Source organism: Apibacter sp. B3935 (genome assembly GCF_009827705.1).
GTDB lineage: Bacteria > Bacteroidota > Bacteroidia > Flavobacteriales > Weeksellaceae > Apibacter.
In genome coordinates this window covers 323,405-338,561 of sequence record NZ_WINL01000002.1, presented here as the reverse complement: position 1 = coordinate 338,561, position 15,157 = coordinate 323,405, and the positions used below count along the sequence as shown (strand labels likewise).

General features: G+C 30.3%; 23 protein-coding genes. 21 read left to right on the top strand and 2 right to left on the bottom strand.

Features of this window, described 5'->3' with window-relative positions:
- The first annotated feature begins 6 nt into the window (after positions 1-6).
- The 18 genes from rplN to rplQ all read left to right on the top strand — a co-directional run bounded on the left by rplN (position 7) and on the right by rplQ (position 8,811).
- On the top strand, positions 7-375 hold the full coding sequence (gene rplN / locus GFV00_RS04410) for a 50S ribosomal protein L14 (protein WP_055425363.1): 369 nt from the start codon (positions 7-9) through the stop codon (positions 373-375).
- Between the two features lie 15 nt (positions 376-390).
- The gene (gene rplX / locus GFV00_RS04405; RefSeq protein ID WP_105298124.1) at positions 391-705 is read left to right on the top strand and encodes a 50S ribosomal protein L24; all 315 of its coding nucleotides are present in this window, start codon (positions 391-393) and stop codon (positions 703-705) included.
- 16 nt (positions 706-721) lie between these two features.
- A complete protein-coding gene (rplE, locus tag GFV00_RS04400; RefSeq protein WP_105298123.1) occupies positions 722-1,273 on the top strand; it encodes a 50S ribosomal protein L5 in 552 nt (183 codons plus the stop codon).
- Positions 1,274-1,281: 8 nt separating this feature from the next.
- A complete protein-coding gene (gene rpsN, locus GFV00_RS04395) occupies positions 1,282-1,551 on the top strand; it encodes a 30S ribosomal protein S14 (RefSeq protein ID WP_055425360.1) in 270 nt (89 codons plus the stop codon).
- A gap of 63 nt (positions 1,552-1,614) precedes the next feature.
- Positions 1,615-2,013 (top strand): 30S ribosomal protein S8, encoded by a 399-nt coding sequence (rpsH, locus tag GFV00_RS04390; RefSeq protein WP_160541867.1) that lies wholly within the window; start codon positions 1,615-1,617, stop codon positions 2,011-2,013.
- A gap of 12 nt (positions 2,014-2,025) precedes the next feature.
- Entirely contained in the window at positions 2,026-2,571 is a 546-nt protein-coding gene (gene rplF / locus GFV00_RS04385) for a 50S ribosomal protein L6 (protein WP_105298121.1), read from the top strand.
- 11 nt (positions 2,572-2,582) lie between these two features.
- Positions 2,583-2,939, top strand: a complete 357-nt coding sequence (gene rplR / locus GFV00_RS04380) for a 50S ribosomal protein L18 (protein WP_105298120.1) — start codon at positions 2,583-2,585, stop codon at positions 2,937-2,939.
- Between the two features lie 14 nt (positions 2,940-2,953).
- A complete protein-coding gene (rpsE, locus tag GFV00_RS04375) occupies positions 2,954-3,475 on the top strand; it encodes a 30S ribosomal protein S5 (protein ID WP_160557074.1) in 522 nt (173 codons plus the stop codon).
- A gap of 4 nt (positions 3,476-3,479) precedes the next feature.
- Entirely contained in the window at positions 3,480-3,656 is a 177-nt protein-coding gene (gene rpmD, locus GFV00_RS04370; RefSeq protein WP_055425355.1) for a 50S ribosomal protein L30, read from the top strand.
- A 6-nt stretch (positions 3,657-3,662) separates the two neighbouring features.
- A complete protein-coding gene (rplO, locus tag GFV00_RS04365; protein WP_160557075.1) occupies positions 3,663-4,112 on the top strand; it encodes a 50S ribosomal protein L15 in 450 nt (149 codons plus the stop codon).
- Positions 4,113-4,118: 6 nt separating this feature from the next.
- Entirely contained in the window at positions 4,119-5,498 is a 1,380-nt protein-coding gene (secY, locus tag GFV00_RS04360; protein ID WP_160557076.1) for a preprotein translocase subunit SecY, read from the top strand.
- A 3-nt stretch (positions 5,499-5,501) separates the two neighbouring features.
- Entirely contained in the window at positions 5,502-5,717 is a 216-nt protein-coding gene (gene infA, locus GFV00_RS04355) for a translation initiation factor IF-1 (RefSeq protein WP_055425352.1), read from the top strand.
- 13 nt (positions 5,718-5,730) lie between these two features.
- A complete protein-coding gene (gene ykgO / locus GFV00_RS04350) occupies positions 5,731-5,847 on the top strand; it encodes a type B 50S ribosomal protein L36 (protein ID WP_073961215.1) in 117 nt (38 codons plus the stop codon).
- A 4-nt stretch (positions 5,848-5,851) separates the two neighbouring features.
- On the top strand, positions 5,852-6,229 hold the full coding sequence (gene rpsM, locus GFV00_RS04345; RefSeq protein ID WP_105298117.1) for a 30S ribosomal protein S13: 378 nt from the start codon (positions 5,852-5,854) through the stop codon (positions 6,227-6,229).
- An 11-nt stretch (positions 6,230-6,240) separates the two neighbouring features.
- Complete coding sequence (rpsK, locus tag GFV00_RS04340; protein ID WP_105298116.1) at positions 6,241-6,633, top strand: 30S ribosomal protein S11; 393 nt, start codon at positions 6,241-6,243, stop codon at positions 6,631-6,633.
- A 27-nt stretch (positions 6,634-6,660) separates the two neighbouring features.
- The gene (rpsD, locus tag GFV00_RS04335; protein WP_105298115.1) at positions 6,661-7,272 is read left to right on the top strand and encodes a 30S ribosomal protein S4; all 612 of its coding nucleotides are present in this window, start codon (positions 6,661-6,663) and stop codon (positions 7,270-7,272) included.
- Between the two features lie 24 nt (positions 7,273-7,296).
- A complete protein-coding gene (locus GFV00_RS04330; protein ID WP_055425348.1) occupies positions 7,297-8,289 on the top strand; it encodes a DNA-directed RNA polymerase subunit alpha in 993 nt (330 codons plus the stop codon).
- Between the two features lie 9 nt (positions 8,290-8,298).
- Complete coding sequence (gene rplQ / locus GFV00_RS04325; protein WP_160557077.1) at positions 8,299-8,811, top strand: 50S ribosomal protein L17; 513 nt, start codon at positions 8,299-8,301, stop codon at positions 8,809-8,811.
- Positions 8,812-9,339: 528 nt separating this feature from the next.
- On the opposite strand, the gene GFV00_RS04320 is transcribed toward rplQ, so the two are convergent.
- Together GFV00_RS04320 and folK are read right to left on the bottom strand one after the other, a co-directional pair.
- The gene (locus GFV00_RS04320) at positions 9,340-10,761 is read right to left on the bottom strand and encodes an OmpA family protein (RefSeq protein WP_160557078.1); all 1,422 of its coding nucleotides are present in this window, start codon (positions 10,759-10,761) and stop codon (positions 9,340-9,342) included.
- A 95-nt stretch (positions 10,762-10,856) separates the two neighbouring features.
- Positions 10,857-11,267 (bottom strand): 2-amino-4-hydroxy-6-hydroxymethyldihydropteridine diphosphokinase, encoded by a 411-nt coding sequence (gene folK / locus GFV00_RS04315; RefSeq protein ID WP_160557079.1) that lies wholly within the window; start codon positions 11,265-11,267, stop codon positions 10,857-10,859.
- Between the two features lie 31 nt (positions 11,268-11,298).
- On the opposite strand from folK, the gene sppA reads away from it, so the two are divergent.
- From sppA to mreC, 3 genes are all read left to right on the top strand, one after another.
- Positions 11,299-13,065 (top strand): signal peptide peptidase SppA, encoded by a 1,767-nt coding sequence (gene sppA, locus GFV00_RS04310; RefSeq protein ID WP_160557080.1) that lies wholly within the window; start codon positions 11,299-11,301, stop codon positions 13,063-13,065.
- A 153-nt stretch (positions 13,066-13,218) separates the two neighbouring features.
- Positions 13,219-14,247, top strand: coding sequence for a rod shape-determining protein (locus GFV00_RS04305; RefSeq protein WP_055425343.1), 1,029 nt, complete (start codon positions 13,219-13,221; stop codon positions 14,245-14,247).
- 28 nt (positions 14,248-14,275) lie between these two features.
- Positions 14,276-15,103: a rod shape-determining protein MreC gene (gene mreC, locus GFV00_RS04300; RefSeq protein WP_105298110.1), complete on the top strand. Its 828-nt coding sequence runs from the start codon at positions 14,276-14,278 to the stop codon at positions 15,101-15,103.
- Positions 15,104-15,157 lie beyond the last annotated feature (54 nt).

Sequence of the window (15,157 nt, the reverse complement as noted above, 5' to 3'; positions counted from 1 at the left end):
TTAGAGATGCTACAAACAGAATCAAGATTAAAAGTTGCAGATAATACTGGAGCAAAAGAGGCTTTAGTTATCAGAGTGTTAGGAGGTTCAAAAAGAAGATATGCATCTGTAGGTGATAAAATAGTTGTTACTATAAAAGATGCTACTCCATCAGGAAACGCTAAAAAAGGTCAAGTATCCAAAGCAGTAGTGGTTAGAACTAAAAAACCTGTAAGAAGGAAAGATGGTTCTTATATTAGTTTTGAAGATAATGCATGTGTATTGTTAAATGCGGCAGGAGAAATGAGAGGAACTCGTGTTTTTGGACCGGTAGCCAGAGAATTACGTGATAAAGAGTATATGAAAATTATATCATTAGCTCCTGAGGTATTATAAGGTAAATTAAAAAAAATGGCAAAAGTTAAAATAAAAAAAGGAGATAAAGTTCAAGTTCTTGCTGGATCTTACAGAGGAAAGCAAGGACAAGTTTTAGTAATTTATCCTGAAAAAAACAGAGCGATAGTTGAAGGAGTTAATATAGTTAAAAAACATAGAAAACCTTCAGCAGAAAATCCTCAAGGAAGTATTATTGAAAAAGAAGCTTCTATACATATTTCTAACTTAGCTTTATTGGATCCAAAATCTGGAAAACCAACAAGAGTAAGTTATAAAATGGATGGTGAGAAAAAAGTTAGAGTTGCAACCAAATCAGGAGAAGTGATTTAATTAAATTTGAAAGATTATGCAATACATAGCAAGACCGAAACAATTATATAAAGATAAAATCATCTCTGCTCTAAAAGAGGAATTTGGTTATACATCTGTGATGCAAGTTCCAAAACTAGAAAAGATTGTGATAAGCCAAGGATTAGGGGCAGCAACAGCAGATAAAAAAATTGTTGATTATGCAGTTGAAGAAATTTCTTTAATTGCAGGACAAAAAGCAATACCATGTCTATCTAAAAAAGATGAAGCCGGTTTCAAACTAAGAAAAGGAATGCCAATCGGCGCAATGGTTACCTTACGTGGTGATAGAATGTATGAGTTTTTAGATAGATTAATTACTGCTGCTCTACCTCGTGTTAGAGATTTTAATGGAATAAAATCAGATGGTTTTGACGGTAGAGGTAACTATACATTAGGAATTACTGAACAAATCATATTTCCAGAAATAAATATTGATAAAGTGAAGAAAATTCAAGGTATGGATATTACCTTTGTAACTAATGCAAAAACCGATAAGGAAGCAAAAGCATTATTAACCCACTTTGGATTACCATTTAAAAAGAATTAATTAATAGTATGGCTAAAGAATCAATGAAAGCGCGTGAGCGCAAAAGAGAAGCACTTTCAGCTAAATATGCCGCTAAAAGAAAAGCTTTAAAAGAAGCCGGAGACTACGAAGCACTTCAAAAGCTTCCTAAAAACTCTTCTCCGGTAAGATTACACAATAGATGTAAGCTTACAGGAAGACCAAGAGGATATATGAGAGTTTTTGGAATTTCCAGAGTAACTTTTAGAGAAATGGCTAACGAAGGATTAATACCGGGAGTTAAAAAAGCTAGTTGGTAAAAATTAAAAAATAACAGATTTTAAAAGTAGAATTTAAATTCTATACTCTAAAATTAAATAAATATGGTTACAGACCCAATTGCAGATTACTTAACAAGAGTAAGAAATGCCATGAGAGCAGGACACAAAGTTGTTGAAATTCCTGCATCAAAAATTAAAAAAGAGATTACTAAAATTCTCTTCGATCAAGGATATATCCTTAACTACAAATTTGAAGAAGGTAGTGTACAAGGAGTTATTAAAATTGCTTTAAAATACGATAAAGCAACTAATCTTCCGGCTATCAAAAAAATTCAAAGAGCATCTAAACCCGGCTTAAGAAAATATTCCGGTTGTAAAGAGCTTCCAAGAGTTTTAAATGGATTAGGTATCGCTATTATCTCAACTTCAAAAGGAGTAATGACAGATAAGAAAGCTAGACAAGAAAATGTTGGTGGAGAGGTAATTTGTTATGTTTATTAAAAAATTGAAGAAATGTCAAGAATAGGAAAAGCAATAATAAATATTCCAACAGGTACTACCATTGATTATAAAGATAATGTAGTTACAGTTAAAGGAAAAAACGGTGAGTTAAAACAAGAACTTACCGGAGGAATAACTATAAATATTGAAAATTCTGAATTAGCAGTTCAACGTCCATCCGACAGTAAAGAACATAAATCTTTGCATGGATTATACAGAGCCCTTATTAATAACATGATAGTTGGTGTATCTGAAGGATTCACCAAAAAATTGGAATTAGCGGGGGTAGGTTATAGAGCATCTAATCAAGGCCAAAAATTAGAATTGGCTTTAGGATTTTCGCATTTAGTAGTTATAGAGTTACCTCAGGAAGTAAAAGTGGAAACTTTAACTGAAAAAGGTAAAAATCCAATAATTACTTTATCTTCGTATGATAAACATTTATTAGGGATGGTTTGTGCAAAAATAAGATCACTTCGTAAACCTGAACCTTATAAAGGTAAAGGAGTTAAATTTGTAGGAGAACAAATCAGAAGAAAAGCAGGTAAATCTGCATAAAAAATTAAGTTATGGCATTAACTAAAAGAGAAAAAAGAATAAGAGTTAAAAGGAGAGTACGTAAAAATATATTCGGTACAGCTGAAAAACCTCGTTTGTCAGTTTTTAGAAGTAATAAAGAAATTTACGCTCAACTTATAGATGATAATTCTGGCAAAACTTTAGCTTACGCATCTTCGCGTCAAAAAGAAATTGCCGGAGAAAAAGGAACAAAAACTGAAATTTCTGCTTTAGTAGGTAAAAAATTAGCTGAAAATGCTAAAGTAGCCGGTATTGAAACTGTAGTTTTTGATAGAAATGGCTTCATATATCACGGAAGAGTGAAAGCCTTAGCTGATGGTGCTAGAGAAGGAGGTTTAAAATTTTAATACATTAAAAAATTATGTTAGGAATAAATAATATTGAAAGAGTAAAACCAGGTGGGTTAGAACTTGTAGATCGTTTAGTAGGTGTACAAAGAGTAACAAAAGTAACCAAAGGTGGTAGAGCATTCGGGTTTTCAGCTATTGTGGTTGTAGGTGATGAAAAAGGAGTTGTAGGATTTGGTTTAGGTAAATCAAAAGAAGTGGCTAGCGCTATTTCAAAAGCTGTAGAAGATGCTAAGAAAAATTTAGTTAGAGTACCGATATTAAACGGTTCGCTTCCACATGAACAATCTGCAAAATATGGCGGTGCTGATGTATTTTTACGTCCGGCATCTCATGGTACAGGATTGATTGCTGGGGGAGCAGTTCGTGCCGTATTGGAATCTGCAGGAGTTAAAGATGTACTTTCAAAATCTAAAGGATCTTCAAATCCACATAACGTAGTAAAAGCAACAGTAAAAGCACTATTAAACTTAAGAAGTGCTGAAACCATTGCACAACAAAGAGGAGTTTCACTTTCTAAAGTATTTAAAGGATAAGAACATGGCAACGATAAAAATAACTTTAAAAAGAAGTTCAATTAAAAGACCGAAAAATCAAAAGCTTACTTTAGAAGCATTAGGTTTAACTAAATTGAATAAGACCGTTGAACATGAAGCAACCCCACAAATATTAGGTATGGTTGCAGTAGTAAAACATTTAGTAACTGTTGAAGAATAATAAGATATGAATTTACATACTTTAAAACCTGCACAAGGTTCAACACATAATAGCAAGAGACTAGGTAGAGGTCAAGGAAGTGGTAAAGGAGGTACTTCTACTAAAGGTCACAAAGGAGATAAATCTCGTTCAGGACATAAAGATAAAGTAGGATTTGAAGGAGGTCAAATGCCTTTACAAAGAAGGATTCCTAAATTTGGCTTTAAGAATATCAATAGAAAAGAATATGTGGGTATTAATTTAGACACAATTCAAGGTTTAATTGATAGTAATAAAATTTCTACTGAAATCACTAAAGAAACTTTAATCCAAAATGGATTAATTTCTAAAAATGATTTAGTTAAAATTCTTGGTAGAGGAGAATTAAAATCAACCGTTACTATAACTGTTGATAAATATACTAAATCAGCAAAAGAGGCTATAGAAAAAGCCGGAGGGAAAGCTAACATCTTATAAAATAGCATGAAAGGATTTATACAGACATTAAAGAATATCTGGAGTATAAAAGAGTTAAGAGATAAACTTATTTTCACTTTTGTTCTAGTATTGGTATACAGATTTGGTACGCATGTTTCACTTCCTGCTATCAATATGGTAGAAGTAGATAATATTCTTGAAATCTACAAAAACAATGGTGGAAACCAACAGGCTACCGGCCTGTTAGGGTTATTATCTTCATTTACGGGAGGTGCATTCAGTAAAGCATCAATTTTTGCTTTAGGTATTATGCCGTATATATCTGCTTCTATTGTGGTGCAATTAATGGGATTAGCTATACCTTATATACAAAAACTACAAAAAGAGGGAGAAAGCGGTCGTAAGACGGTTAATCAGATTACTAGGTGGTTGACAATTTTAATATGTTTAATACAAGCTCCTGCCTATTTGACATCTATTACACAAGTCTTTCTACCTATTGAGCAATTTAGAACAGCCTATTTAGTAGATCCCAATAATATTTTCTTATTTTGGGTGCCAAGTATTATAATCTTAATTTCAGGCACAATTTTTGCTATGTGGATGGGGGAAAAGATAACTGACAAAGGAATCGGTAATGGGATATCTATTTTAATTATGGTTGGTATTTTAGCAGGTTTTCCAACTGCATTTGTTCAAGAAGTTGGTGTACAAATGGGAGATACCGGAAAAGGACTTATCATGATGTTTGTAGAAGTAATTGCTTGGTTGTTAGTTATCATATTATGTATTATGTTGACTGTGGCCGTAAGAAAAGTTCCTGTACAATACGTGAGTAGAACAAAATCTGGATCATTACGTTCCATAACAAATGCGGCTAGGCAATATATACCATTAAAAGTTAATGCAGCCGGTGTAATGCCTATCATTTTTGCACAAGCATTAATGTTCATACCGGGTTTATTGGTACGTTCTGAAACAACTACTAATACTTTTTGGGCAGGATTTAGTCAAGTATTTAGTTGGCAATATAATTTATTATTTGCCCTGTTAATAATTGTCTTTACCTTTTTCTACACAGCTATTACAATTCCTATAAATCAAATGGCTGATGATTTAAAAAGAAATGGAGGATTAATTCCACGTGTAAAACCAGGTAAAGAAACAGCTGATTATTTAGATGATGTTTTATCTAAAATTACACTACCTGGAGCTATTTATTTAGCTCTTATAGCAGTTCTTCCTGCAATAGTTAAAATTATCGGTCTCACCGCAACCGATAAATTTGCTTTATTTTTTGGAGGAACTTCTTTATTAATTATGGTAGGTGTATTATTAGATACTGTACAACAAATTAATACTTATTTATTAAACCACCATTATGATGGTTTAATGCAGTCAAGATTAAGTAGAAATCCGAATTAATATATGGCAAAACAAAAACATATAGAACAAGACGGAACTATTATTGAAGCATTGTCTAACGCAATGTTCAGAGTAGAATTAGAAAATGGCCACATTTTAACCGCACATATTTCTGGTAAAATGAGGATGCATTATATTAAACTATTACCTGGAGATAAAGTACGGTTGGAAATGTCACCCTATGATTTATCAAAAGGAAGAATAACTTTCAGATATTAAAATAGAAAGAAAAATGAAAATTAGAGCATCACTTAAAAAAAGAAGTTCAGATGATATTGTTGTAAGACGTAAAGGTCGTCTATACATTATAAACAAAAAAAATCCTAAATTTAAACAAAGACAAGGTTAATACTATGGCTAGAATTTCCGGTGTAGATTTACCAAAAAATAAAAGAGGAGTTATAGGCCTTACCTATATTTACGGTGTTGGTAAAAGTACTGCAGCTAAAGTTTTAAAAGATGCAGGAATTAGTGAGGATAAAAAAGTTTCTGAATGGAATGACGATGAAGTTAATGCTATCAGAAAATTCATTTCCGAAAACGTTAAAGTAGAAGGAGAATTACGTTCTGAAATTCAATTAAATATTAAACGTTTAATGGATATTGGATGTCAGAGAGGTATCAGACATCGTCTGGGTTTACCACTTAGAGGTCAAAGAACCAAAAATAATTCTCGTACAAGAAAAGGTAAAAGAAAAACTGTAGCTAATAAGAAAAAAGCCACTAAATAATAAATAGAAACATGGCAAAAACAGCATCAAAAACAGCTAAAAAAAGAAAAGTTAAAATTGAAGCAGTAGGAGAAGCTCATATCCAAGCCTCATTTAATAATATTATTATCTCTTTAACTAATAAAAACGGAGAAGTAATATCATGGGCATCTGCTGGAAAAATGGGTTTTAAAGGCTCTAAAAAAAATACCCCTTATGCAGCTCAAATGGCAGCTGAAAATTGTGCGCAAGTTGCGTATGAATTAGGATTAAGAAGGGTAAAAGTTTTTGTGAAAGGTCCGGGAGCTGGAAGAGAATCAGCTATTCGAACTATTCATAATGCTGGTATTGAAGTTAGTGAAATCGTTGATGTAACTCCTATACCACATAATGGATGTAGACCACCAAAAAGAAGAAGAGTTTAATACTATTAATATCATTCAAATTTTATAATGGCAAGATATATTGGTCCAAAAACGAAAATAGCTAGAAAATTCGGACAAGCTATTTATGGGGAAGATAAGTATTTTGAAAGAAGAAAATACCCTCCAGGACAACACGGTCCGAACAAGAGAAGAGGTGCTAAAAAATCTGAATATGCAGTTCAGTTGGCTGAAAAACAAAAAGCAAAATATACTTACGGTATATTAGAAAGACAATTTGCAAATTTGTTTGACAAGGCACAAAGAAGTAAAGGGATTACAGGTGAAGTATTATTACAATTATGTGAATCAAGACTAGATAACGTAGTTTATAGATTCGGTTTGTCTAATACTAGAGCAGGATCTCGTCAATTAGTATCACACAAACATATCACAGTTAATGGAGAGATTGTAAATATACCTTCTTATCTATTAAAACCAGGTGATGTGATTGGAGTTAGAGAAAAATCTAAATCATTACAAGTAATTAAAGATGCTTTAGCTAATAATTCTCATAAAACTTATGAATGGTTAGTATGGAATGATGAAAAACTATCAGGAGATTTTAAAGTAGTTCCTGAAAGAATTCAAATTCCTGAAGATATCAAAGAACAATTGATAGTCGAATTATATTCTAAATAAAACAAAAAATTAGCTAAGATTTATATGGCAATTTTAAACTTTATAAAACCTGATAAGGTAATTTTAGTTGAATCAGATGATTTTAAAGGTCAATTTGAATTCAGACCCTTAGAGCCTGGATTTGGATTAACCGTTGGAAATGCTTTAAGAAGAGTTTTATTATCTTCGTTGGAAGGGTATGCTATTACATCAATAAAAATTGAAGGAGTTGAACATGAATTTTCAACTATACCGGGTGTAATAGAAGATGTGACTGAAATCATATTGAATCTTAAAAAAGTTAGATTTAAAAATCAAATCAATAAAGGTGGAAATGAAATTGTAACAGCTCAAATATCCGGAAAATCAGAATTGACAGCCGGAGATTTAGGTAAATTTATTTCTTCTTATCAAGTTTTAAATCCTGATTTAGTGATTTGTCATATGGATAAATCAGTTAAATTTAATATAACTTTTAATATAGATAAAGGAAGAGGGTACGTACCTGCAGAACAAAATAAATCTAATCACGCTCCAATAGGAACTATAGCAATTGACTCTATTTATACTCCAATCAGAAATGTTAGTTATAGCATTGAAGATTATCGTGTAGAACAGAGAACTGATTATGAAAAGCTTATTTTAGATATTCAAACAGATGGTTCAATAACTCCTCAAGAAGCTTTAACAGAAGCAGCTAAAATATTAATTCATCATTTTATGTTATTTTCTGATGAGAGAATAACATTAGAAGCAGATGTTGTTTCATCCGCAGACACTTATGACGAAGAAGCTCTTCATATGAGACAGTTATTAAAAACTAAACTAGTTGATATGGATCTATCTGTTAGAGCTCTTAATTGTCTTAAGGCTGCAGAAGTTGAAACTTTGGGAGAATTAGTTTCCTTTACAAAATCAGATTTAATGAAGTTTAGGAATTTTGGTAAAAAATCTCTGACCGAATTGGAAGATTTAGTTTATTCTAAAAATCTGACTTTTGGTTTGGATGTTTCAAAGTATAAATTAGAAGCAGAATAATAAGAAATCATGAGACACGGAAAAAAGTTTAATCATTTAGGGAGAACTGCCTCACATCGTAAAGCTATGCTTTCCAATATGGCTATTTCCCTTATTCTTCATAAAAGAATTAACACAACTGTTGCTAAAGCTAAAGCATTAAGAACGTATATAGAACCATTATTAACTAAATCTAAAGAAGATACCACTCATAATAGAAGAACTGTTTTTAGTTATCTTCAGAGTAAAGAGGCGGTTACTGAATTATTTAGAACAGTAGCAACCAAAATTTCTTCTAGAAATGGTGGATATTGTAGAATAATTAAAACTGGTTTTAGGTTAGGAGATGGTGCAGATACAGCTCTTATTGAATTAGTGGATTTTAATGAAACCTATAATTCAGGAGAATCTAATAAAAAAGTAACTAGAAGAAGTCGTCGTTCAACCAAAAAGGCGGATTCTGCAGAATCAACATCTGAAGCTGTAGTTAATGAAACTAGTGAAGTTGAATCTGAGAATAAATCAGATGAAACAAAAGAATAAAAAATAAATTCAATTTAAAAAAAAGCAGGTTTTTTAACCTGCTTTTTTATTTTATACCTATCCCTTTTTACTTACATAGATTTACAAATCGATTAATTATAGATCTAAATATTAGTATCTATTCATTAAAGACTTATATATAATTGATAAAATAATTAATTGAAACTATATTATTATTTGTAAACTTTTAAATATTGCAATTATTTCAATAAAATAGATTAAAAGGTCTTTTACATTAATTATAAATTAAATTTTATTAAAATAAAATACTCTATCTCTATGCATGTCAAAATTGAATGTTTAATGTAATATTTTATTTAATTTTATTTCATATATAAATTAATAAAGTCATACTTTATAATGGTTTTAAAGTTTTAAAAATTATTTTAAATACTTAAAAACAACTAATTATTTTATATAAATAGTAAATTGAAATTAAAAATATAACTAAAAAGTGGTAAGTTTTAAATAGTTTTAAATAAAAAAGCCTCTTAATATATAAGAGGCTTTTTTATATCATAAGTTTTTTTATTCTGCAGAATCAAGTAATTTGAAAACCACTCTTCTGTTTTCTTTATTTTTCCATTCAGGACATTTAGAAGCAGGTTTACATTCAGGATATTTAGGGTTAGTGAATCCCATACCTTTACCTGTTAATTGATAAGGAGGCACACCTTTAGAAACTAAATATTTAATCACAGAAGTTACTCTTCTTTTTGATAGATTAAGATTGTAAGCATCTGTTCCTCTAGCATCAGTATGCCCTTCAACTAAAAATCTTGTACCTTGACCGTATTTAATTATAATATCAGCTACTTGATCTAAAATAGGTTGCGATTCTAAAAGAATTTTGTCTGAATCAAGATTAAATTGAATACCTCCCATAGTAGCAATAAGTGGATTAATAGCATCCTCAGCAAGTTTTTGAGGTTCAGGACATCCATCGTTTGATGCAGGGCCAGGGAAAGTAGGGCATTTATCATATAGGTCTATAATACCGTCCATATCTACGTCTAAAGCTCTACCTGAACCATCAACACGAGCCCCTTTAGGAGTATCTAATTCTCTATCCCAATCATCACAAACTCCGTCATCATCTTTATCTCCAAATACACAAACTTCTAATTGTTGTTGACTTGCTACATCATTGATTTTTGTAAACATTTCACGTAATGGATCAACCCAACCTAAAAATTCATTATGTTTTCCAATTTTATATGTTACTCCTAACGATGTTGTTAAAAAGTTATCGGATTTACTTCCTTTATGCAAATCAGCGTAATGACCGTTATTACCGGAACCATCAAATAGTTCATCACCGGTAATTACATACATAGCTCTTAAGGATGCATCCCATCTTTTATTTATTTTATATGTTAAGCCTGTACCTAACTGAGCAAATAAAGATTTTAAACCCATATCTTGGTCCGCCATAGTTTCATAGACGGTTGAACCTTTTTCTAAGAACTTAGTTTTAGCTTTATATTGTATTGTTCCTACACCAGCATATGTATGTAAAGCCCATCTATATGGAGATCTGTTATCAATTCTTCTGAATAAAGATGAAACATTTAAATCACCTAAAATGCTTAATGCAAAATAATTTGTTTTTGCATCAACTTTATTAGAACCATATCCTTGCTTAGATTCACCAAATTGACCTAATAAACTTAATCCTAAGACATGTGAAATTTGTTTATTTATTGAAGCTTGAAAATCATACCCAACTCTCCATTTGCTTGATGCACCATTATCTATAGAGGTAAAATCAGATGTTATTAACCAAGGAACACCTCCATATATAGATACAGACCAGTCATTAAATTGCTTTTGATCATTAGTAAATTTAACATAATCATCAGTGAAATTACTACTATCTACATTTTGAGCTTGTACATTTATGCATGTACAAAAAACTGCAAGTAAAAATAGAATACATTTTTTATTCATAACTATAATTAATTAGTAAGTATATTAAGTCTTCTCCTAATACAAAATGATTGAAGGTTGTAAAATTATCAAAATTTTTTAAAAAAAAAAATATATTAAACCAGTTCATATAAAATTTTTTTTGAGAAACTTCTTTTTGATATGTGTGAAGCGTGTGGTATCACTAAAATTTTTGAAAAATATTTTATTGAATTAAAATAAACTATATCAATGTCGATAGTCCTATCCTCATATTTTCCGCTTAAATAACTATCATTAATTCTGCCTAAAGATCTTTCAATTTCTTTAATTGATTTTAAAAGTTTTATGGGTGACAAATCGGTACTAACGATAATTCCAATATTTAGATAATTATTTGATGAAAAATAATCTTCAGGTTCGGATTCAATTAATTTGGATTTTTTTAAAATTGGTCCAATTTTAATATTTATTAAATTTATAGCTAATGTTATATTATTTTTTTTATTTCCTAAATTGCTACCCAGTAACAAAACGACATTGTTCATCTACTAATTAATTATTTGTTAATAGAAAGAAATGAAAAAATTTATCATTCAAGTTTTGGCAACCATTGTTGGTATAGTGTTATTAACGAGTATAGTTGTGTTCGGCTTGATTTTAATAAATATTATAGCATTTATTCCATCTAAATTTGTTGTTAAAGATAAATCAATTTTAGAAATAAATCTAAATAATCCTATTTTGGAATCCCCAAATGATCAAGAAGCATCAATTTCACTTTTAAATAACGATAAGCGTGTTAATTTAAAAGATATTTTAAATGTAATAAATCACGCTAAAACAGATGAAAAAATAGAAGGTATAAGTCTTAAATTATCCAATATAAATGCCGGATACTCACAAATAGCTGAAATTCGTCAAGCCTTGCTAAATTTTAAAGAAAGCAAAAAGTTTATATACTCATATAATAATGAATGTGATCAAAGATCATATTATTTATCTTCTGTGGCCGATTCTCTATACGCTAATCCAAATGCAAGTATAGAATTAGCAGGTTTATCTGCAGAAGTCTTATTTTATAAAAATTTAGGACAAAAGTTTGGAGTAAATTTTGAAGTTATAAGACACGGTAAATATAAATCAGCCGTTGAGCCGTATCTTAGAGATAATCTTTCAGAAGAGAATAGATATCAGTTAAAAAATTTGTTACAGAATTTTTGGAATAAAATATCATCTGATATAATCTCTTCAAGAAAAATTACTAACGAGAGTTTAAATAAATCTGTAGATAGTTTATATAGTTTTATTCCAGAATTAGCATATAAAAATAGATTAGTAGATAGGTTGATCTATGAATCCCAATATGATAATTTAATTAAAAAGAGACTAGGTTTGTCAGATGATGATTCCATTAATAAAATACCCTTTGAACAATATAAAGAAATTATTGAAGATGTTTCGTTTATTAATGATAAAATAGCCATATTATATGCATCCGGACAAATTTATACAGGTAAAGGAGACACAGAGATTTATTCCAAAACATTTATAAATCTTATTAATGAAATAAAAAATGATGATGATATAAAAGCGGTAGTTTTACGAGTAAATTCACCTGGTGGAAGTGCTAATGCATCAGCTGAAATTTTGTATGAATTATATAAGCTTAAAAAGAAAAAACCTTTAATAGTTTCATTTAGTGATATAGCAGCATCCGGAGGCTATTATATTTCTATGGCTGCTGATAAAATATATGCCCAAGATAATACACTAACAGGATCCATAGGCGTTTTAGGAATGATCCCGGATGTTAGAAAATTAGCCAATACTATTGGAATTACTTCAGACTATGTTTCCACAAATTCAAACTCAAATTATTATTCAATTACCCAGGGAACATCTCAAGGATTTAAGGGTATAATGAATAAGGGGATTACTATAACATATAACAAATTTATTAATGAAGTAATGAAGGGTAGACATATGACCTATGCTCAAGTAGATTCGGTGGGACAAGGTAGAATATGGAGCGGAAGGGATGCATTAGAAAAGGGGTTGGTTGATGAAATCGGAGGATTCAATGAGGCTATTGAATATGCTGCAAAAAAAGCAGGGGTAACATCCTACAATTTAGTATCCTATCCGGAAGAAAAAAACAAATGGGATTTTATAGTAAATATGTTTACCTCTGATGACAATGAATTGAATCAATCGGGTGTAATAGAAAACCTTATAAAATATGAATTAGGTAAGGATCATTATAAATTATATCAAAAAATAAAAAATATAGAAAGTAATCAAGGAATAATGTACTTAATGCCGTATGATGTAGAAATTAAATAACGGATAAAAAGTCTTGAATAAAAATATTCTAACTAATATATCATTTTCAATAAAGATGTTATATCTTTGCAAAACTTAAAAGTTTGAGAAAAGTATTTTTATAATTTTTTCGAAAATTTATTCAACCAAATAGTACAATTATTTAAAAGTTAAATGGGATTATTTGATTTTCTTACACAAGAAATAGCAATCGATTTGGGTACAGCAAATACCTTAATCATTCATAATAATAAAGTAGTAGTAGACAGCCCTTCTATAGTAGCAATAGATAGAAGGACCATGAAGCCTATTGCAGTCGGAGAGATAGCTAAGCAAATGCAGGGGAAAACGCATGATGATATAAAAACTATTAGACCTCTAAAAGATGGAGTAATAGCTGATTTTGGCGCGTCCGAGCATATGATCAGGGAATTTATAAAACAAATTCCGGGAATAAAAGGAAAAATTTTTAATCCTTCATTGAGGATGGTTATTTGTATTCCCTCAGGTATTACAGAGGTTGAAAAAAGAGCAGTAAAAGACTCTGCAGCTAAAGTAAATGCTAAGGATGTAAAATTAATTTATGAGCCTATGGCTGCAGCCATAGGGGTTGGTATTGATGTTACACAGCCTAAAGGTAATATGATTATAGATATAGGGGGAGGAACTACTGAAATAGCAGTTATAGCTTTGGGAGGAATTGTTTGTGATAACTCTATTAAAATTGCAGGAGACGTATTTAATAATGATATCTTATATTATTTAAGAACTCATCATAATTTGTTTATCGGAGAAAAAACAGCAGAACACATTAAAATGGAGGTAGGTTCAGGACTTGAAGAACTGGATAATCCGCCTGAAGATCTACCAGTTCAAGGTAGAGATTTAATTACCGGTAAACCTAAAGAAATTATGGTAAATTATAAAGAAATGGCCAGGGCTCTAGATAAATCTATTTTAAGAATCGAAGATGCTATTATGGAAACTTTATCAAGAACACCTCCGGAATTATCTGCAGATATCTATAATACTGGTATATATTTAGCAGGAGGAGGGGCTTTACTTAGAGGTCTCGATCAAAGAATAGGAAGGAAAACAGGATTACCTGTTTTCATAGCTGACGATCCATTGAGAGCAGTTGTGAGAGGTACTGGAATTGCACTAAAAAATATTGAAAAATTTGAGAATTTTTTAATCAAATAATAAATTATTCTTAAGATAAAACTTATTAATGTCTGTATTGATAAATTTTCTATCAAAAAATAGTAGATTTCTGCTATTTCTATTTTTGCAGATATTAGCTCTTTTTTTTACGTTTAACAGAAATGTTTATCATAATTCGATACTAGAAGAAAAAATAATTTCATTCACCGGTTATGTAGATTCTAAAATATCTTATTTAACATACTATATAAATCTCAAAAAGGAAAATGAACGTCTAATAGAAGAGAATAAAGAATATAGAAATAAATTTCTAGGAAAAACCGGTAAAATTAAGCCTGAGTTTTTTGCTATGTTAGATTCTACAAAATATAAGCAAAAATATTATTATACCACTGCTGATATAATATCAAATTCAATAACAAGGTCAAATAATTATTTAATTATAGATCGAGGCACAGATCAAGGTGTTAGTCCGGAAATGGGCGTTGTTACCTCAACCGGGGTTGTAGGAATGATTATCAATTGTACGAAAAATTATTCCAAAGTTATTTCCATTCTTAATAGGAATACCAGGATAAATGCCAGATTAAAATCAAGTAAATATTACGGTACATTATTATGGCAGGGAGAAGATCCCAGAATCATGCATTTATCAGATATACCTAAATATGTAGGTGTAAAGATAGGAGATACTATTGAAACGGATGGAAAATCTAAAATATATCCTGAAGGTATATTAATTGGAAGAGTGAGCAGTAAATCCATAGATGAGGAGACTGGTAATTGGAATATTTCAGTTGAATTATTTCAAGATATGGGAAATATACAAAAAGTATATGTAGTGGATAAACTGGATAGAGAAGAAATTAAAAGTTTGAAAGATTCTATAAATTAATAATGCTTAACAGATACACATTAATAAATCTCATCTTAATTCCCATCTTACTAT